Source organism: Labrys sp. HAY1-8F, from assembly GCF_056754975.1.
In genome coordinates, this window is the sequence record NZ_JBPGWZ010000002.1 from 2,976,541 (window position 1) to 2,994,286 (window position 17,746).

Genomic DNA, 17,746 nt, shown 5'->3' on the forward strand with positions numbered 1-17,746 from the left:
GCCCGATTCAACCTCGCGAAAGCCCGACCATGCCGCAACCGCTCACGCCCGACATCATCGTGCCCGAAGCCTTCGAACCCGCGGCCGAGGCCGAACGGCGCGTCGCCTTCCTGGCCGATTATCTCAAGGCTTCGGGAGGGCGCGCTTATGTACTCGGCATTTCGGGTGGCGTCGATTCGCTCACTGCGGGCCTGCTGGCCCAGGCCGCCGTCGAACGGTTGCGAGCCGAGGGGTATGACGCCCGGTTCCTGGCCATGCGCCTGCCCTATGGCGTGCAGGCAGACGAGAAGGATGCGCAGCACTCCCTGGCGACCATCAAGGCCGATCGCGTCGTCACCGTGAACATCAAGCCGGCGGCCGACGCGATGATGGCCGAGCTTACACGCGAAGCCGGCGACCTGATCGAGGGCGCGCGCGCCGATTTCCACCACGGCAACATCAAGGCACGCCAGCGCATGATCGCCCAGTTCGGCCTCGCCGGGGCCGTGCGCGGCCTCGTCATCGGCACGGACCATGCGGCCGAGGCAGTGATGGGTTTCTACACCAAATTCGGCGACGGCGCCGCCGACATCCTGCCGCTCGCCGGCCTGAACAAGAGACGGGTGCGGGCCCTCGCCGCCCATCTGGGTGCACCGCGTGAGCTGGTGTTCAAGGTGCCCACCGCCGATCTGGAGACCAATGTGCCGCTGAAGCCAGACGAGGACGCCTATGGCGTGACCTATGACGAGATCGACGACTTCCTGGAGGGCAAGGCGATCAGCGAAGCCTCGCATCAGCGCATCCTGTCGACCTATCGCACCAGCGCCCATAAGCGCGCTTTGCCGGTGGCTGCCGGATAACCTTCCGGCACTGGGCCGGGATTGATGTCGACAATACCGATCAGAAAAATTATCTATAAATCATGAGCAACCCCAAGGACGACACCATTGCCATCCGCATCGCCAAGGTGCTGGCGGATCGCATCATCTCCGGGGTGATCGAGCCGGACGCCCGGCTGCGCCAGGACCATGTCGCCGAAGAGTTCGCCACCAGCCACGTGCCGGTGCGCGAGGCTTTCAGGCGCCTGGAGGCACAGGGCCTGGCGGTGAGCGAGCCACGGCGCGGCGTGCGTGTCGCCGCCTTCAACCTGGAAGAAGTGAAGGAGGTCGCGCAAATGCGTGCGGCTCTGGAAGTGCTGGCCCTGCGCCAGGCCGCACCGCACCTCACCGCCACCATCCTCGACGAGGCCGAGGAAGCAACCAAGGCTGGCGACCGGTCGCCCGACGTGCGGTCCTGGGAGGAGGCCAATCGCCGCTTCCACTGGCTCATCCTCGCGCCCTGCCGCATGCCGCGCCTGCTGGCGGCGATCGACGACCTCCATGCCGCCAGCGCCCGTTTCCTGTTCGCGGCCTGGCGCTCGGAGTGGGAAACCCCGACCGACCAGGATCACCGCGCCATCCTCTCGGCGCTGCGGGCGGGCAAGGTCGACGATGCCGCCGGCACCCTGACCCGGCATGTGCAGCGGGTCGGCCTGAAGCCGGTCCGGTCGGCCTCCGGTGCCACGCGGGAAGCCTTCGCCATCATCGGCTGAGCCCCCCGGGTGCGCGGGCATCTCGCCCGCCCTACTCATCCGGCAGGTACAGCGGTTCCAAGGGCGGGCAAGATGCCCGCGCACCCGGATATTGCCAATCGTCCCATTTTGTGACCTCTATAGATCATCGAATTCAAGATTATCTATAATTTCCAGCGGAGCCCCCATGTCGCACAGCGCCACCCCCTCCCTTATCCCGGCTTTCAGCCCTCTCGACATCTCCAGGCGCTCCCTCGGTTGGCAGGCGGCAGCCGTGGTCGCAGGCACGGCCGTGCTGGCCCTGGCATCTCATATCCAGGTGCCCATGTTCCCGGTGCCGATGACCATGCAGACGCTGGCCGTCACCCTGATCGGCGCGCTCTATGGCTGGCGGCTCGGCGCCATCACGGTTCTGGCCTGGCTGGCTGAGGCCTGGATGGGCATGCCGGTCACCGCGACGGGAAGCATCGGCGCCTTGCTGTTCGTCGGTCCGACGGCTGGCTATCTGATCTCCTTCCCACTCGTCGCTGCTCTCTGTGGCTTGCTGGCCGAGCGCGGCTGGAATGGCAACCGCCCGGTTCTCGCCTTCGTCAACATGACCTTGGGCAATGCCCTCTGCCTGGCGATCGGCGGTGCCTGGCTTGGCGCCCAGATCGGCGTGGAAAAGGCCTTCCTGCTCGGCGTGGTGCCCTTCCTGCTCGGCGGCCTCCTGAAGTCGGTCATCGGCGCCGTCACCCTGATGGCCCTGGTTCGCGGCAAGGCCGGCGCTGCCCGGTGACGGTGCGGCTTCGTGCCCACCATCTCCTCTGCATGCTGACCTATGTCGGCAAAGGCTATAGCCCCGGCTTCGTCGCCAATTACGACGCCATCGCAGTGCGATTGAGCCAGGGTGAAGACATCGTGATCGTGGCGGGGCCTGATGATATCTGCGCCCCGCTGCTGCAACAGGCCGATTCGCATTGCCACGAGCCGCGGATCGACCAGCGCGACGAACTCGCCATCCGCGACGTCGGCGCCCTGATGCGCCTGCCTATCCGCACCGGCACCCGCATCGCCCTAACTCCGACCTTGCTGGCACGCTTCCGTGGTGCCTTCGCCGCCAATCTGACGCGTTCGGCCTGTGTGGGCTGCGAATGGTCGGGCCTGTGCAGCGCCGTGGCTCGCGACCGCTACCAGGAGTCCCGCGTGAGGCGGGATTGAGGTAAGAGGGAAGCGCCAGCCGGCCACCTCACACCGCAGCTCTGTCCGCCATGCGCATTCTCGATATCCGCGAACGCAGCCTTCCGATCTCCCGCTACGCCGGCCCGGCCCGGCAGGGCGCGCTGACGACCAGCGTTGTCGCCATCATCACGGATGTGGTGAAAGCCGGCCGGCCGATCGTCGGCTATGGCTATGCCTCGGTCGGCCGCTATGCCCAGAGCGGGTTGATCCGCGAACGCTTCGCCCCGCGGCTACTGCAGGCTCCGGCGGAAACCCTGATCGGCGATGACGGCAATCTCGATCCTTTCAAGGCCTGGCAGGCGATGATGACGGGCGAGAAACCCGGCGGGCATGGCGAGCGCTGCGTCGCGATCGGTGCCCTCGACACGGCGCTGTGGGATATCGCCGCCAAGGCGGCTGAACTGCCGCTTCATGCCCATCTCACCGGCCGTCTCGGCGCCGTTTCCACCGAAACGAACAAAGTCCGCGTCTATGCGAGCGGTGGTTATCGCCATCCCCGGGACGACCTCTCTTTGCTGGCCGACGAGATGCGCCGCTTCGCCGATCTCGGCTTTTTCAATGCCAAGATGAAGATCGGCAGCGCCGGCCTCGACCAGGATCTCCGCCGCATCGAGGTGGCCGTCGCCGCGCTGGGAGCACCCGGCCGCCTCGCCGTCGATGCCATGAACGCCTATGACCGTTCGGCCGGCCTGGAGGCAGCCACGAAGCTTTCGCCCCTTGGCCTGTGGTGGTTCGAGGACATCTGCGACCCGCTCGACTTCGAAACCCAATCCGCTTTGGCATCGGCCTATACGCCGCCGATCGGCGCGGGCGAGGCCCTGTTTTCGGCGGCGGAGGCCAGGCTCCTCGCCCGCCATGGCGGCCTGCGGCCGGATCGGGACGTGCTGCTGTTCGACCCCGTGCATTGCTACGGCCTGCCCGGCTATCTCCAGATCGTCGAGGCCGCGACCTTGGAAGGCTGGGCGAGACAGGCCTTCTGGCCGCATGGTGGGCACCTGTTCGGCCTTCATCTCGCTGCGGCCCTGGGGCTCGGCGGCGCCGAGGTCACCCCCTTCGCCTTCCAGCCCTTCTGCGGCCTTGCCGACGACAGTGTGATTGCCGATGGCTATGTAACACTGCCGCAGGCCGAGGGCATCGGTTTCGAGACGAATACGGCGCTGAAGATGCTGTTCAGGGAGCTTGCAGGATAGGGCGCGCCTGGAGCACTGACATCTTGTCCGCCTCTTTCTTGAAGCGTAGTGGTTCCAAGAGCGGGCTGGAAGTCCGCGCTCCAAGTCGTGCCCCCAGGGATTGACGTAGGCCCGAGCAACTGCCACTTGAGCCGGCATGATCCCCAAATCCCCTGAACCCGGCTTCGGCGTTTACGTGCATTGGCCGTTCTGCCTGGCCAAATGCCCGTATTGCGACTTCAACAGCCATGTCCGCCAGGGCGGCGTCGACCAGACCGGCTATGTCGAGGCCTATCTCCGCGAGATCGCCCATATGGCCGACATCGCGCCGGGGCGTCAGGTCCAATCGATCTTCTTCGGCGGCGGCACGCCCTCGCTGATGGAGCCGAAGACGGTCGGGGCCATTCTCGATGCCATCGGCGGCGCCTGGACCATCGCGCCCGATGCCGAGGTCTCGCTGGAAGCCAATCCGACCAGCGTCGACGCAACGCGCTTCGCCGGCTACCGCGCCGCCGGAGTCAACCGCGTCTCGCTCGGCGTGCAGGCCATGAACGATGCCGATCTCAAGCGCCTGGGCCGCATGCATTCGGTGGCCGAGGCCATGGCCGCCGTCGAGATCGCCGCCAAATCCTTCGAGCGCTATTCCTTCGATCTGATCTATGCCCGCCCGGACCAGCGGCCTGGGGATTGGCAGGCCGAGCTCGACGAGGCCATCGACCGGGCCGCCGAGCACCTCTCGCTCTACCAGCTCACCATCGAGCCGGACACTATGTATGAACGCCTGGTCGCCGCCGGCAAGCTCATTCCGATGCCGGACGAGGATGCGCGCGTGCTGTTCGACATCACCCGCGAAACCTGCGAGCGACGCGGTCTTCCGGCCTACGAAATCTCCAACCACGCCCGCCCCGGCGCCGAATGCCGGCATAATCTGGTCTATTGGCGCTATGGCGAATATGCCGGCATCGGCCCGGGTGCCCATGGACGCCTCATCGATGCCAATGGCATGCGCCGCGCCCTTTCGACCGAACGCAGCCCCGAAAAATGGCTCGCGGCGGTCCGCACGAACGGCCATGGCCTCGTCGACGATCAGGCCCTGACGGCGGACCAGCAGGGCGACGAAATGCTGCTGATGGGCCTGCGCCTCGCCGAGGGCATCGATCTTGCCCGCCTCGCCCGGTTGCGCGGCCGGCCCATGGCGGAGGCTACATTGGCCGGCCTGCAGCAAAACGGCATGATCGAGCGCCGGGAAGACCGGGTTCGCGTTACCCGCGCGGGCTTTCCGCTGCTCGATGCGGTGGTGGCGGAGTTGGCGGCCTGACCGCCAGATATCGCAGGATCGCCTGCACCGCGGCGCCGGCATCGCCGTCGCGGTCGTGCCCGCCGGGCCGCGCGATGCGCTCGGCTCCCGCAAGTTGTGGCAGGGTGCAGGCGCTGCGTTCTTCCCGGCCATAGAGACAGACCACCTTGCGAACGGGAAGGCCGCGCAGCATTGGCGCGACCGGCGTATCGTCCGCCGCCGGCAAGTTCAGCATTTCCAGGAGCGAGATGCGGAAATTGGCCTCGGGCAAAAGGCTTATCAAGGCAATCAGCCTGGTTTCCCGTTGCGTTTTCGTCGAAAGCAAGGGCCAGGCGAAAGGCAGCGCGTCGGCACCGAAGGAATAGCCGGCCAGGACGATGCGGCCGGCATGCCAACGCCGGCGATAGACGGTGAGGACACGCTCGATATCCCGTGCCAGCTCGGCGGGCGAGCGTTTGGTGAAGAAATAGCGGCGCGCATCGAGCCCGACGACACCAACGCCGGCGCGGACGAGGCGGCGAGTCAGGCTTCGTTCCAGCCCTCCCCAACCGGTATCACCCGACAGGAAGAGTACGACCGCGCCGTGTCCGGCCGGCGGCGCCGAGATCTCGAGCGGCAGGTCCGCGAGTCGGCTATCGGTTGCGGAGGCTTGGGCGGCAGCGATTTGTGCAGAGCCGAACAGCATCATGGCGGTTGCCAGCCCCGCGGCAACGGCACGCCAGCCCGATCGCCCGCGCAAACGGCTACCCAACCTGCCAGGGTTCGACCAGTCCCTGGCGCAGGGCCTCGCTATAGGCCCCCTTGTCGATGGTGCCGACAATCTCCTTGTCGAAGGTGATTTCGACATCGAAGCGATGGCGGGCCGAGAGCTGGCGCAAATGCTCGATCAGCGCGATGGCGCCGGCAAAATCGGCTTTCTCGCCGGCGATGGTCTCTCCGGCAAGGCTGGCGCGCACCGGCAGCTCCACCGCGCAGCCCGTGTCCGGATCGGTCTCGCTGACCTTGTGCTTGAAGGCATCAGGCGCCTCGATCGGCCACTCCACGCCATCGGCGAACTCCTCGATCTCATCGATGATATCATCCATGGCATCCTCGCCGCTGATGCCGAGGAGATGGAAGGTCAAGGTATGGATCTTGCGGGCAGCGCTCATCAGGCTCTCATTTTAGCGGATCACTGCTGACAGGAAGATGTCAGCAGGCAGGCGTTATCAAGAGCTACCGCGAAGATCGGAAAGGAACAAGCCATGGCTCTCAAAGGCAGCTGCCATTGCGGCGGCACGACATTCGAATTGAGCAAGGCGCCGCAGGAGGTGACACGCTGCACCTGCAGCTTCTGTTCCAAGCGCGGCTCGCTCTGGGCCTATTACAAGCCCGAGCAGTTCCGGCTGACCTCGCCGCCCGAACAGGTCGCGACCTATCGTTGGGGGTCGAAGACCATCCAGCATCACTTTTGCGCGACCTGCGGCTGCGGCACCTATACGCAGACTCCGGACTGGTCGACCGGCGAGCCCGATTTCGACAATCCCAAGATCAGCATCAATGCCAGGCTCTTCGACGATTTCGACCTGGAGGCCGTACCCGTCACCGTCATCGACGGCCGGAACCTGTGGTAGCCACGCCGGCGGTCAATCCTTCCGGTCGGCACGAAGCGGCTGCCACATCGATACGGAGCGCGGTTCCGCCAGCAATTCGGGCAGAGCCTTGTGCCAGGCCTGCCGATAGGGCCGGTTGAGCTGCACGTCGAGCACCTCCTGATGATCGACCCAGGTTTCGTGAAGCAGGAAGCGGCAGGGATCGGCGAGATCGCCATGGAGCGTGGCGTTCACAAAGGTCGCTTCATGACGCATCGTGTCCAACAATGTGTTCAGCATGCCGAGGAAGCGCTCGCGCTGCCCGGGGTTGACGACAAAGCCGATCAGATAGGTCACGCTCATTTGACTGTCCTCCTGCGGCATTCCCGCCGCCAACGCCAGCGAGGATAGCGAGCGGGTCAGGGAAGGCGATTACCTCGGGCGTAATCGCGCGCCACCTCGGCTCCCGGCACAATGGCGGCCTCTCAACCCGGAGGAACCGCCATGACCGCACCTTTCGTCGAGATCGCCGACGGCCATCGTCTTTTCGTTCGCGACTGGGGCCAGGGCGCTCCCGTGCTGCTGCTTGCCGGCTGGGCAATGGATTCCGGCATCTGGGCGCAAACCATGCTCGGGCTCAATGCGAGAGGCCTGCGCACCATCGCCTATGATCGGCGCGGCCATGGTCACTCGAGCGATCCGGGCACCGTCGATTTCGACGCGCTAGCGGACGACCTCGACGCCGTGATCACTCAGCTCGGCCTCAGCGACCTCACCGTGGTCGCCCATTCCTGCGCCGTCGGCGAAGTGCTGCGCTATATCAGCCGCCACGGGGCAGAGCGGATCGGGCGCATCGTCCTGGTCGGGGCCCAGGGCCCCTGCCTCGTCGCGGGACCGGGCAACGATCAGGGGCGGCCGAGGGAAGCCATCGAGGCCCTGATGGAACAGCTTGCCGACAACTTGCCGGCCTGGCTCGAGGCCAATATCGAACCCTTCGCACCCGGGGCCTGATCGATCTGCAGCGCGCGATCGTGGAGACCGATTTGCGCCCCGAAGCCACCGCCCTCAGGGTGCCTGTCACGCTGATCCATGGCGACCGCGACGTCTCGGCACCGCTGGAAAGCACCGGCAAGCGCTTCGCCGCCCTGATCCCGGAAGCCGAGCTGCTGGTCTATGAAGACATAGCCCACGGCGTGATGGTGACCCATGCCGCCAAGCTGGCGAGGGACATTGCCCGGATAGCCATCCGGCAGGCGGCCGCGGCAGCCTGACCTCGGTCGGGTTTGTTTCCAGGCCTATTTCCTGGGCTGCAGGCAATTCGCCGGCAGGGCCGGATTGCCGAACCAGATCTCGAAGGTGTTGGGACGCGAATCCCGCGCCCCACTCCAGCTCGTCGACAGATCCTTGGTGGTGAGCTGCAGGCCGACGGAAGCGAAGAGTTCGGCGAGGCTTTCGGCGCGCTTGCGGTCGGATGCCTTGAAGTAGCGCAGTTCATGCGCTTCGCCCGACCATTTGGCTGATAGCACCGACGGGAATGTGATGGCCGCCTTGTCGCCGTCCTTCATCTCGTCGAGCAGGATATTGGCGCAGGGGCGCTGCGTGTCGTTGAGCGCGTGCACGAAGATGCGGCTCGGCAACCTTGCCGTCGCCTCCTCATAGGCCGACTTCACCGAAGTGTTGACGAGCGAGGCCTTCTGCACCGCGTTCTCCAGCAGGGGCAGCAAATCGCGGTCCGAAGACGAATTGGCATAATCGAGCTGCGCGGTGATGAACTCCACCGGCACCTTGTCGTTCTTGAGGAGATATTCGAACATGGCGACGCCATATTTGCGCTTCTCCGGCGCGGCATCGGTCATCAGGTCGATCATGGTGCGCAGATCGGCGAGATTCTGCTGCCACCGCGTGTAGTACCAGCCGATCCCGGCCACGGTGAGCGGGATCAGCGCCGTCGACAAAAGCTGCGGCAGGACTTCACGCCAGGGGCGAGGCAGTGACATAGGGGAACTCCGGGCAGAGTTCCCTGCTTAGCGCCGAATCACCATGCCAGCCATGCCCGGCACGGCCAGGCGCACGTCTCCCCACAGGATCCGCACGCCCGGTACCGAATACCGGGCGCGAACGGCCTCAGACCACGCTGAGGCGGACGTCGAGATTCTTGCGGGTCGCCTCAGAATAGGGGCAAACGATGTGGGCCTTGGCGACGAGATCCTCGGCACGGGCATGGTCGATACCCGGCAGCGCGACGGCAAGAGCGACATCGAGGCCGAAGCCGGCACCATCGTCACGCGGTCCGATACCGACCGTGGCGGTGACGCTGGCATCCTCGGGAAGGGTAACCTTTTCCTTGCCGGCCACGAAACGCAGCGCGCCCATGAAGCAGGCGGCGTAGCCGGTGGCGAACAACTGTTCCGGATTGGTGCCGGCGCCGCCGGCGCCGCCGAGTTCCTTGGGCAGATCCAGCTTGACCGAAAAATGGCCATCCACGGTACCGGAGCGACCACCGTCGCGGCCATTGTGATCGGAACGGGCTGCGGTGGTGTAGAGAACCTTCATGACGAACTCCCTTCGGGTTGAATACACGCTCTATATCGCATACATTTATATCGCGCGCGATATTTATTTTGATAGGAGGAGCATTTTTTCGGAAAGGCGATTTTTGGCGGGAAAGTCTGCGAAAATGATTCTGCATCCCTGTCGTGTGCGATATGATTCGCGGCTGAAGCTTGCCGGCCAGGCTTGTGCAGCCGGCACCGAACGTTCCGCCAAAGGAGGCACCGATGGAATCGTCTTCCAACGAGTTCACGCCGCTGCTCTTGCAGAACCAGCTCTGCTTCGCGCTCTACGCCGCCAACAATGCCTTTGGCCGTTCCTACAAGCCTCTGCTTGATCCGCTCGGCCTGACCTATCCGCAATATCTGGTCATGCTCTGCCTGTGGGAGCGGGACGGACTCAAGGTCGGCGAGATCGGCGCCCGGCTCTTCCTGGAAACCAATACGTTGACCCCCTTGCTCAAGCGCCTGGAGGCAGCGGGGCTGCTGAAACGCCGGCGCGACAGCCATGACGAGCGCCAGGTCCGCATCTCCCTCACCGCCGAAGGCAAGGCCCTGCGCGAGAAGGCCCGCGTCGTGCCGTCCCAGATCACCACGAACACCGGTCTCGAAGCCGGCCAGGCGGGCGCCCTCAAGGACTGGCTGGAATGGCTGCGGGAAGCCCTGGACTTGCATCAGAAACAGGCAAGCGATGCGGCATAGCGGCAGCTTGGCCCTTATACGCAAGCGATACCAAATTCATCATTGTGACCGTAGCGAAGCAATCCAGTCCGACCGGCATGCGAGAGTATGGATTGCTTCGCTGCGCTCGCAATGACGTGACATGAACCGATCTCTTCGGGACAGGTCGTCAGCCTTCGCCGCCGGCCTTGCGCCACACGAGGATCGCCGCGGCGAGGTCCTCCAACGCACTGCCGATCGACTTGAACAGCGTCACCGCCTCGCTCGAATCACGGCCGGGATGCCTCCCCCGGGTGAGGTCGGCCAGATCGGCCCGGATATCATCCTGACTGATCGTGCCGGCCTTGAGGGCCAGAGCGATGTCGCCGCCCTCGATCAGGGCACCCGGCGTGTCGATGAACAGATCGCTGGCACGTACGGCCTCGTCATCGGCCTCGCGCATCTGCAGATTGAAAGCGCCGACCAAGTCCAGATGCATGCCGGGCCGCAGCCAGGCTCCCTTGACCAAGGGCAGGTTGGACAGCGTGGCGCAGGAAATCACATCGGCTGTGCGCACCGCGCGCTCGAGATCCGGCTCGTATCGAGCCGTAATCCCCTGCTGGCCCAGTTCCTCCACCAGCTTTTCGGCGCGTTCCGCCCGATGGTTCCAGATCGCCACATCGCTGATCGGTCGCTGGCTGGCATGGGCGCGGATGAGGAAGGGTGCCAGCGCGCCGGCGCCCACCATGGCAAGGCGGTTCGCATCAGGCCGGGCCAGATAGGAGGCGGCGAGCCCCGAAGCGGCGGCCGTGCGCCAATGGGTCAACCGGGTGCCATCGATCGCCGCCAGGGGCGCCCCGGTTTCGCCCGACATCAAGACATAGGTGCCGAGCACGGCCGGCAGGCCGCGAGCGCCATTGGACGGGAACACATTCACCAGTTTGGTACCGAGGAAGGCGCCCGGCCCCGGTGCATCGCCGGTCCAGGACGGCATGATCAGGGCAGTGGCCGCAGCGGCGCCGTGGCCGATTTCAAGATGCTGGCGTGGCGGCGTGACGAAGTCGGCCGCAAAGGCCGTGCGCAATGCCTCGATCAGATCGGGAAAGGTCAGAAGGCCATCGATCTCATCGGCGGTGATGACGCGCATGGCTGTTTCGTCCGAGGCAACAAGAAGGTTTTGGCCGTATGGCCCGGAGCGGGAAGTATAACCGATCCGGTTGCAGGAAACAGATCGGCCTACAGCATCGTTTTTGCCGAAAACCGGTGTCCACTTTTCGGCACGATGTTCCGATCAGGGCGAAACGATCACACCGGGAGCGTCAGAACGGCACGCTCGAAGGCAGGACGGCATGGCTGTCGCGTGCTTCGGGTACGGGGCCAGCCTGGCTACGCAGGCGGTCAAGCTCATTGCGATTGCGCTCCACCTCGACCTGGGCGACCCGCGCGGCGCGGCGGAAACGGCTCTGCTTCAGCCAGACGGTGATCCCGCCGATCAACATGCCGACAAGCAGGACCCCGAACAGGATCAGGAACATCGGCAGATGCAATGTGGTCGCTTCGGCGCCCGGCGCTGTGGGATCGTAGGACAAAGCTACGCCTTCGGCGATCCATTGCTTGTTCGCGATGGCAAAGGCCGCCATCACGATCAGGGCCAGAATCAGGATGAAATAATAGAATATGCGCTTCATGACCTGCCCCGCTCCGGCACGATAACTGTGTCAGGCCGTCGACTTGTTCAGTCGCAGCCGCATGTCCTTGCCGGTCTTGAAGAAAGGCACGAATTTCTCGTCCACGGGCACATGCGCGCCGGTACGCGGATTGCGGCCGATGCGAGCGGGACGGGCCTTCACCGAAAAAGCCCCGAAGCCGCGCAGCTCGACCCGGTCGCCCTTGGCCATCGCATTGACGATCTCGTCGAGGATGGCATTGACGATGTTTTCGATGTCGCGCTGATAGAGGTGCGGATTGGCTTCCGCAATCTTCAGAACCAATTCGGATTTGATCATTTTCGTTCCCGTGAGTCGCCGGTCTTGTGAAATTTCGTTCGCTCGACGCGAATCGCGTCCAAGCTCCCTTACAGCATGATACGGATCGAGCCCAAGCGTACGCCCGCTCCAGGTCTTGTTGATGCTCTACAATGCCTTGTTTGACACGTTACTATGGTCCCGACAGACCGTGAGACACGAATGCCTCAAGGGTGCCAAACCGAAACAAGCCCGTCAAGCGCAGCCGGCGGCGTATCTGGTGCCGTCCGGATGGCATCGCCCAGGCTGGTGATGCCGAGGCTGTCGGCAAGCCAGGCCAGTCCCGTGCGCGCAAAGGGGAAGGAGGAGGTGGTGGAAGGCTTGTCCCAGTCTTCGACCGGCAGCGCCTTCATGCGCGGCTTGTCCTTGCTCAGCCAGGCGATCGCGGTGGTCTCGTCGCCCATCTCGTCGATGAGCTTGAGATCGAGTGCCTGCTTGCCGGTGAAGACGCGCCCGTCGGCGACAGCGGCAAGGCCGGCATCATCAAATTTGCGCCGATCCTTCACCAGGTCCTTGAACCAGCCATAGGTGTCGTTGACGATGGAGGCGAGTGCTGCCCGCGCCTCCGGGCTGGTCGGCGTGAACCCGTCCGGCGACGCCTTCAGCGGGGAGGATTTCACCGCTTCGACGCTGACACCGAGGGTATCGAGCAGCTTGGAGACATTGGGATATTGCACCAGCACGCCGATCGAGCCGACCAGAGAGGACCGCCGGGCCACGATGTGATCGGTGCCGACGGCGGCCATATAGGCGGCGGACGCCCCGAGCCCGTCGATGAAGGCGACCGTCGGCTTGCTGGCCGAGAGCTTGCGCAGGCCGTCATAGAGCGCCTCGCCGCCGGAGGTCGTACCGCCGGGGGAGTTGATCCGCACGATCACCGCCTCGGCCTGGGACGTCGCAATCTGATCGAACAGCTTCAGATTGGCGGTCTGGTCCCCCACGAATCCGTCGAGCTTGATGCGGGCGATATGCGGGCTGCGATGCTGCAGGGCGCCGGTGCCGACAATGGCGAGATAGGCCACCACCAAGGCGACAGCCAGAAACAGGAAGGCCAGCACGCGCCAGACGGAAAGCTTGCGGCGCAGAACGCGCCTGTCGACCAGGAGATCGGTCTCTAGGGACATGGGGGAATACCCTTGGGGAAATTGGCGCGAAACCTAGCCGAGCGACGAGGCCGCGGCAAGGCGGGCGATATGGGGGCGGTCTTCGGACCCGCCTGGAACCGCAGCGCTCGTTGGAGAGGCAGGCGGGTCCGAAGACCCGCCCCCAAAACCAGTCACACCAGCATGACGAATTTGAGATCCGGCCGCGTCGTCGGATTGAGGGTGATCTGCTGGAATTCGAGCGCCCCGCGCGCGGGATGATTGAAACGCCGCAGGCCGCCTTCGCGGCCGATCACGCTATGGATCGGCCAGGCCTGCGCGAAGAAGGGGCTCCGCGTCACAAGCCCGCCGACGAGCGCCTGCATCACCTCCTCCTCGATGTGATGGCCGTAATCGATGCGGAACTCGGCGATCACCCGACGAGCCCGTCCCTCCCAGTCCTCGATCAGCTCCCGCGCGGCCGGGCTGAGGAAAATATAGGCGAGGAGGTTGCGGTCATTGTCGCCGTCGAGCCAGCCGCTGAAGAGTTCCGCCGCCTGGGCATTCCAGCCCAGTGCGTTCCAGAGGTGGTCGAGCAGATAGGCCGGGCCGGCGATGGTATCGAGGGCGGTGAGCAGGGCCGACGGTGCTGCCGGCTCGGATTCGGTGCTGGCCTGCGGATCGCGCTTGCCGGCGAGATCGAACAGATAGGCGCGCTCGGCCTGCGAAAAGTTCAGGACATTGGCAAGCCGCCCCAGCGCATGGGCGGACAGGGATATGTCCCGCCCCTGCTCCAGCCAGGTGTACCAGGTGGTCGAAAGGCCGGCGAGCTGGGCCACTTCCTCGCGGCGCAGGCCCGGCGTTCGCCGCCGCGCCCCGCCCTGCAGGCCGAAAAGATCGGGCGTGAGCCGCGCCCGCTGAGACCGCAGGAATTCGCCGAGCTGCTGGCGGCGCGCCTGATCCGACTCCGCTGTCATGGCAACTTTCATACCAGGATAAAAAAGGATCTGGTACCAGTGTAAATCAGAACCTAGAGACGTTCCAGTCTGCTCTCGGGGAGTGGGCGAGCCTCAATACAGGCACCGCCCGCCCTGTATCAGGCGATCGATTCACAAACGCTTCAGCCGCGTGTTCAGCCTTATGGAGTAAGAACCATGGCCCGATCGGCCACCCTGGAAAACCTGGTCACCAGCCAATTCGGCTCCCAGGCAGCCGCCTACGTCGCCAGCACCGTCCATGCCAAGGGCGAGGATCTCGCTCTGGTGGCCGAAGCGATCGCGGCCCGGCATCCCTCCCATGTGCTGGATCTGGGCTGCGGCGGCGGCCATGTCAGCTTCGCGGCCGCGCCGGTCGCGGCTCAGGTGGTCGCCTACGATCTCTCGTCGGAAATGCTGGCGGCCGTCGCCGAGGAAGCCGCCAGGCGCGGCCTTGCCAATATCGCCACCCGCCAGGGCTCGGTCGAGCAGTTGCCCTTTGCCGACGCCAGCTTCGACATGGTGCTCAGCCGTTATTCGGCCCATCACTGGGGCGACGTGCCCGCAGCCTTGCAGGAAGCCTTCCGTGTCCTGCGCCCAGGCGGCACGCTGGTGATCGCCGATGCCATCGCCCCGGCGCGGGCCGTCTGTGACACCTTCCTGCAGGCCTTCGAGATGCTGCGCGACCCCTCGCATGTCCGCGATTATTCGATCCGCGAATGGCAGGCCATGCTCGCCGCCGCCGGCTTCACCTTGGGTACGACGACGCCGGGGCGACAGCCGCTCGAATTTACCTCCTGGATCACGCGCATGCGTACGCCGCCGGTCTTCGTCGAGGCCATCCGTGCCCTGCAGGCTGCGATGTCGGAGGAGGTGCGCCAGCACTTCGCCGTCGAGGCCGACGGGTCCTTCGTCCTCGACAACGCGGTCTTCGTGGCGCAGCGCTAGGTTTTCCGCCCTGTCAGCCGGCGCTCGCCCGTTCCTGCGGTATCGGCCTCATCGCCGATACCGCAGGTCTTTATTGAAACACCGTCGTATCAAAACCCACCTCCCCCTTTCCCATGCGAATCTGTAAGCTGGGAAGCTGGAAGGCCGAACACATCTGCGGCCTGACGGAGGGGATGCCATGGCCTTGCTGACCGGCGGCTGCGCATGCGGGGCGATCCGCTACGAAGCGCAGGAAGTACCCTTCGATGCCGGTTGGTGCCATTGCCGCATCTGCCAGCGCATTTCGGGAGCGCCCGCCCAGCCCTGGGCGCTCTTTGCCGTCGAGACCTTTGGCTATGTGAAGGGCGAGCCGCGCATCTATCACTCTTCCAGTTTCGGGGAGCGCCGCTTCTGCGGCGACTGCGGCGCCTCGATCGAATTCCGGCTGCGCGAGTCTGCGTCCGAGATCAGCATCAATATCGGCACGCTCGACGACCCCTCGCTGGTGCCGCCCCGCAAGCATATCTGGACCCGCAGCCAGGTTTCCTGGTTCGCGACGGCCGATGACCTGCCGACATTCTTGGAATATGAGCCGGAAAAGGACGGCTAGGAGCCGTTAGTTGGCTGCTGCGCCATTGCCGCGCCCCCCTCTCCTGTGATATTGCGGCGCAAAATCCGACAGACGATCCCCTTTTTGGCGCGGCCCGATGCCATCGGCTCAAGCATTTTTGCGATTTGGTGGAACGTCGGGAATCGCACAATCGCTCTCGCCAATCCATCGGATTGGCTTGGAAACAACGAGTTGGGGCAGAAGAGCGTTTCCGTCTGAACGCACTTCGCCTTAGCCAGGAACCCGGTTTAACCTATGCAACTTCGCAATATCGCCATCATCGCCCACGTCGACCATGGCAAGACCACGCTGGTTGACCAACTGCTGCGGCAGTCTGGCGCCTTCCGCGACAATCAGCGCGTGGCCGAGCGCGTGATGGACTCGAACGATCTCGAGAAGGAGCGCGGCATCACCATCCTGGCCAAGGCTACCTCGGTGGTGTGGAAGGATACCCGCGTCAACATCGTCGACACCCCCGGCCACGCCGATTTCGGCGGCGAGGTCGAGCGCATCCTCAACATGGTCGATGGCGCCATCGTGCTGGTGGACGCCGCCGAAGGGCCGATGCCGCAGACCAAGTTCGTGGTGGCCAAGGCCCTCAAGATCGGTCTCAAGCCGATCGTCGCCATCAACAAGGTCGACAAGCCCGACGCCCGCACCACCGAGGTGATCAACGAGGTGTTCGACCTCTTCGCCGCCCTCGACGCCACCGATGAGCAGCTCGACTTCCCGATCCTCTACGGTTCGGGCAAGCAGGGCTGGATGGGGACCTCCCCCGAGGCTTCGCATGACGACGGCATGGCACCGCTGTTCGACCTCGTGCTCAAGCATGTCGCGCAGCCCACCGTCGAGCCCGGTCCCTTCCGCATGCTCGCCACCATCCTGGAAGCCAACCCCTATCTCGGCCGCGTCCTCACTGGCCGCATCTCCTCCGGCACGCTGAAGCCGAACATGGCGATCAAGGCGCTTTCGCATGACGGCAAGGTGATCGAGCAGGGCCGCGTCTCCAAGGTGCTTGCCTTCCGCGGCATCGAACGCCAGCCGGTCGAGGAAGCCGAGGCGGGCGACATCGTCGCCATCGCCGGCCTGACCCAGGGCACCGTCGCCGACACCTTCTGCGCGCTCGAAGTCACCGACCCGATCATCGCCCAGCCGATCGACCCGCCGACCGTGTCGATGACCTTCACCGTCAACGATTCCCCGCTCGCCGGCACCGAGGGCGACAAGGTGACCAGCCGCGTCATCCGCGACCGCCTGCTCAAGGAAGCCGAGGGCAATGTCGCGCTGAAAATCGAGGAATCGGTCGACAAGGACTCGTTCATCGTCTCCGGCCGCGGCGAACTCCAGCTCGCCATCCTGATCGAGGTGATGCGCCGCGAGGGCTTCGAACTCGGCGTCTCCCGCCCGCGCGTGGTCTTCCAGAAGGACGAGACCACCGGCGAAGTCCTGGAGCCGATCGAAGAAGTGGTGATCGACGTCGACGAGGAATTCTCCGGCGCCGTGGTGCAGAAGATGTCGGAGCGCAAGGCCGACATGATCGAAATGCGCCCCTCCGGCGGCAACCGCCAGCGCCTGGTCTTCCACGCCCCGACCCGGGGCCTGATCGGCTATCAGAACGAGTTGCTCACCGACACCCGCGGCACCGCCGTGCTGAACCGCCTGTTCCATGCCTATGCCCCCTTCAAGGGCGAGGTGGCCGGCCGCCGCAACGGCGTGCTGATCTCCACCGACGCCGGCGAGGCCGTGGCCTATGCGCTGTGGAACCTGGAAGACCGCGGCCCGATGATGATCGAGCCCGGCTGGAAGGTCTATCAGGGCATGATCGTGGGCGAGCATAATCGCGAGAACGATCTGGAAGTGAACGTGCTCAAGGGCAAGAAGCTCACCAACGTCCGGGCCTCCGGCAAGGACGAAGCCGTGCGCCTGACGCCACCGATCCGGATGACGCTGGAAAAGTCGATCGCCTGGATCCAGGACGACGAACTCCTGGAGGTCACGCCGAAGTCGATCCGCCTGCGCAAGGCCATCCTCGATCCCAACGAGCGCAAGAAAGCCGATCGCGCCCGCGACGCGGCAGCGTAAGAGCCGCCAAACGATCTCTGAAGAGGGCCGG

23 protein-coding genes are annotated in these 17,746 nt (G+C 64.9%); 13 read left to right on the plus strand and 10 right to left on the minus strand.

The features are described from left to right. Nucleotides 1–29: 29 nt before the first annotated feature. The 6 genes from nadE to hemW all read left to right on the plus strand — a co-directional run bounded on the left by nadE (nucleotide 30) and on the right by hemW (nucleotide 5,257). Nucleotides 30–839, plus strand: coding sequence for an ammonia-dependent NAD(+) synthetase (gene nadE, locus ACR9ZN_RS22825; RefSeq protein WP_481273243.1), 810 nt, complete (start codon nucleotides 30–32; stop codon nucleotides 837–839). A gap of 62 nt (nucleotides 840–901) precedes the next feature. Then, the gene (locus ACR9ZN_RS22830) at nucleotides 902–1,570 is read left to right on the plus strand and encodes a GntR family transcriptional regulator (protein ID WP_481273244.1); all 669 of its coding nucleotides are present in this window, start codon (nucleotides 902–904) and stop codon (nucleotides 1,568–1,570) included. A 166-nt stretch (nucleotides 1,571–1,736) separates the two neighbouring features. After that, nucleotides 1,737–2,327 carry a biotin transporter BioY gene (locus ACR9ZN_RS22835; protein WP_481273245.1) on the plus strand — a complete coding sequence of 197 codons (591 nt, stop codon included), beginning with the start codon at nucleotides 1,737–1,739 and terminating at the stop codon, nucleotides 2,325–2,327. Beyond that, nucleotides 2,324–2,749, plus strand: coding sequence for a DUF1284 domain-containing protein (locus ACR9ZN_RS22840; RefSeq protein WP_434958714.1), 426 nt, complete (start codon nucleotides 2,324–2,326; stop codon nucleotides 2,747–2,749). Before ACR9ZN_RS22835 ends, ACR9ZN_RS22840 begins: the two co-directional genes overlap by 4 nt. A 50-nt stretch (nucleotides 2,750–2,799) precedes the next feature. Then, complete coding sequence (locus ACR9ZN_RS22845; protein ID WP_481273246.1) at nucleotides 2,800–3,960, plus strand: enolase C-terminal domain-like protein; 1,161 nt, start codon at nucleotides 2,800–2,802, stop codon at nucleotides 3,958–3,960. Nucleotides 3,961–4,096: 136 nt separating this feature from the next. Further along, on the plus strand, nucleotides 4,097–5,257 hold the full coding sequence (gene hemW, locus ACR9ZN_RS22850) for a radical SAM family heme chaperone HemW (RefSeq protein WP_481273247.1): 1,161 nt from the start codon (nucleotides 4,097–4,099) through the stop codon (nucleotides 5,255–5,257). Here the strand turns inward: hemW and ACR9ZN_RS22855 are convergent. Beyond that, the gene (locus ACR9ZN_RS22855; RefSeq protein WP_454811332.1) at nucleotides 5,202–5,975 is read right to left on the minus strand and encodes an AcvB/VirJ family lysyl-phosphatidylglycerol hydrolase; all 774 of its coding nucleotides are present in this window, start codon (nucleotides 5,973–5,975) and stop codon (nucleotides 5,202–5,204) included. The two genes, hemW and ACR9ZN_RS22855, sit on opposite strands and share 56 nt — an antisense overlap. A gap of 4 nt (nucleotides 5,976–5,979) precedes the next feature. After that, a complete protein-coding gene (locus ACR9ZN_RS22860; protein WP_454811334.1) occupies nucleotides 5,980–6,387 on the minus strand; it encodes a hypothetical protein in 408 nt (135 codons plus the stop codon). 93 nt (nucleotides 6,388–6,480) lie between these two features. On the opposite strand from ACR9ZN_RS22860, the gene ACR9ZN_RS22865 reads away from it, so the two are divergent. After that, nucleotides 6,481–6,849, plus strand: coding sequence for a GFA family protein (locus tag ACR9ZN_RS22865; RefSeq protein ID WP_481273248.1), 369 nt, complete (start codon nucleotides 6,481–6,483; stop codon nucleotides 6,847–6,849). 12 nt (nucleotides 6,850–6,861) lie between these two features. Here ACR9ZN_RS22865 and ACR9ZN_RS22870 read toward each other — a convergent pair whose 3' ends face one another. Then, nucleotides 6,862–7,170: a putative quinol monooxygenase gene (locus ACR9ZN_RS22870; RefSeq protein ID WP_481273249.1), complete on the minus strand. Its 309-nt coding sequence runs from the start codon at nucleotides 7,168–7,170 to the stop codon at nucleotides 6,862–6,864. A 141-nt stretch (nucleotides 7,171–7,311) separates the two neighbouring features. Here ACR9ZN_RS22870 and ACR9ZN_RS22875 point away from each other — a divergent pair, with 141 nt between their 5' ends. Together ACR9ZN_RS22875 and ACR9ZN_RS22880 are read left to right on the plus strand one after the other, a co-directional pair. Continuing rightward, nucleotides 7,312–7,818 (plus strand): alpha/beta fold hydrolase, encoded by a 507-nt coding sequence (locus ACR9ZN_RS22875; RefSeq protein ID WP_481273250.1) that lies wholly within the window; start codon nucleotides 7,312–7,314, stop codon nucleotides 7,816–7,818. A 32-nt stretch (nucleotides 7,819–7,850) separates the two neighbouring features. Continuing rightward, complete coding sequence (locus ACR9ZN_RS22880; protein ID WP_481273251.1) at nucleotides 7,851–8,078, plus strand: alpha/beta fold hydrolase; 228 nt, start codon at nucleotides 7,851–7,853, stop codon at nucleotides 8,076–8,078. 24 nt (nucleotides 8,079–8,102) lie between these two features. On the opposite strand, the gene ACR9ZN_RS22885 is transcribed toward ACR9ZN_RS22880, so the two are convergent. After that, a complete protein-coding gene (locus ACR9ZN_RS22885) occupies nucleotides 8,103–8,804 on the minus strand; it encodes a hypothetical protein (protein WP_481273252.1) in 702 nt (233 codons plus the stop codon). 127 nt (nucleotides 8,805–8,931) lie between these two features. Beyond that, the gene (locus ACR9ZN_RS22890; protein WP_454811342.1) at nucleotides 8,932–9,360 is read right to left on the minus strand and encodes an organic hydroperoxide resistance protein; all 429 of its coding nucleotides are present in this window, start codon (nucleotides 9,358–9,360) and stop codon (nucleotides 8,932–8,934) included. 224 nt (nucleotides 9,361–9,584) lie between these two features. Here ACR9ZN_RS22890 and ACR9ZN_RS22895 point away from each other — a divergent pair, with 224 nt between their 5' ends. Beyond that, nucleotides 9,585–10,058 carry a MarR family winged helix-turn-helix transcriptional regulator gene (locus ACR9ZN_RS22895; protein WP_434958724.1) on the plus strand — a complete coding sequence of 158 codons (474 nt, stop codon included), beginning with the start codon at nucleotides 9,585–9,587 and terminating at the stop codon, nucleotides 10,056–10,058. A gap of 148 nt (nucleotides 10,059–10,206) precedes the next feature. Here ACR9ZN_RS22895 and lhpI read toward each other — a convergent pair whose 3' ends face one another. From lhpI to ACR9ZN_RS22920, 5 genes are all read right to left on the minus strand, one after another. Further along, the gene (gene lhpI, locus ACR9ZN_RS22900) at nucleotides 10,207–11,163 is read right to left on the minus strand and encodes a bifunctional Delta(1)-pyrroline-2-carboxylate/Delta(1)-piperideine-2-carboxylate reductase (RefSeq protein WP_481273253.1); all 957 of its coding nucleotides are present in this window, start codon (nucleotides 11,161–11,163) and stop codon (nucleotides 10,207–10,209) included. A 172-nt stretch (nucleotides 11,164–11,335) separates the two neighbouring features. Then, complete coding sequence (locus ACR9ZN_RS22905) at nucleotides 11,336–11,704, minus strand: LapA family protein (RefSeq protein ID WP_434958727.1); 369 nt, start codon at nucleotides 11,702–11,704, stop codon at nucleotides 11,336–11,338. Nucleotides 11,705–11,734: 30 nt separating this feature from the next. Then, complete coding sequence (gene ihfB, locus ACR9ZN_RS22910) at nucleotides 11,735–12,022, minus strand: integration host factor subunit beta (protein ID WP_434958728.1); 288 nt, start codon at nucleotides 12,020–12,022, stop codon at nucleotides 11,735–11,737. Nucleotides 12,023–12,207: 185 nt separating this feature from the next. Further along, on the minus strand, nucleotides 12,208–13,164 hold the full coding sequence (gene sppA, locus ACR9ZN_RS22915) for a signal peptide peptidase SppA (RefSeq protein ID WP_454811347.1): 957 nt from the start codon (nucleotides 13,162–13,164) through the stop codon (nucleotides 12,208–12,210). Between the two features lie 152 nt (nucleotides 13,165–13,316). Further along, on the minus strand, nucleotides 13,317–14,099 hold the full coding sequence (locus tag ACR9ZN_RS22920; protein WP_454811349.1) for a helix-turn-helix transcriptional regulator: 783 nt from the start codon (nucleotides 14,097–14,099) through the stop codon (nucleotides 13,317–13,319). 177 nt (nucleotides 14,100–14,276) lie between these two features. Here ACR9ZN_RS22920 and ACR9ZN_RS22925 point away from each other — a divergent pair, with 177 nt between their 5' ends. The 3 genes from ACR9ZN_RS22925 (at nucleotide 14,277) to typA (ending at nucleotide 17,715) form a co-directional block, all read left to right on the plus strand. Next, nucleotides 14,277–15,044 carry a class I SAM-dependent methyltransferase gene (locus tag ACR9ZN_RS22925; protein WP_481273254.1) on the plus strand — a complete coding sequence of 256 codons (768 nt, stop codon included), beginning with the start codon at nucleotides 14,277–14,279 and terminating at the stop codon, nucleotides 15,042–15,044. 178 nt (nucleotides 15,045–15,222) lie between these two features. Beyond that, entirely contained in the window at nucleotides 15,223–15,633 is a 411-nt protein-coding gene (locus tag ACR9ZN_RS22930) for a GFA family protein (protein WP_481273255.1), read from the plus strand. A 255-nt stretch (nucleotides 15,634–15,888) separates the two neighbouring features. Next, a complete protein-coding gene (gene typA / locus ACR9ZN_RS22935; RefSeq protein WP_434958733.1) occupies nucleotides 15,889–17,715 on the plus strand; it encodes a translational GTPase TypA in 1,827 nt (608 codons plus the stop codon). Nucleotides 17,716–17,746: the final 31 nt, after the last annotated feature.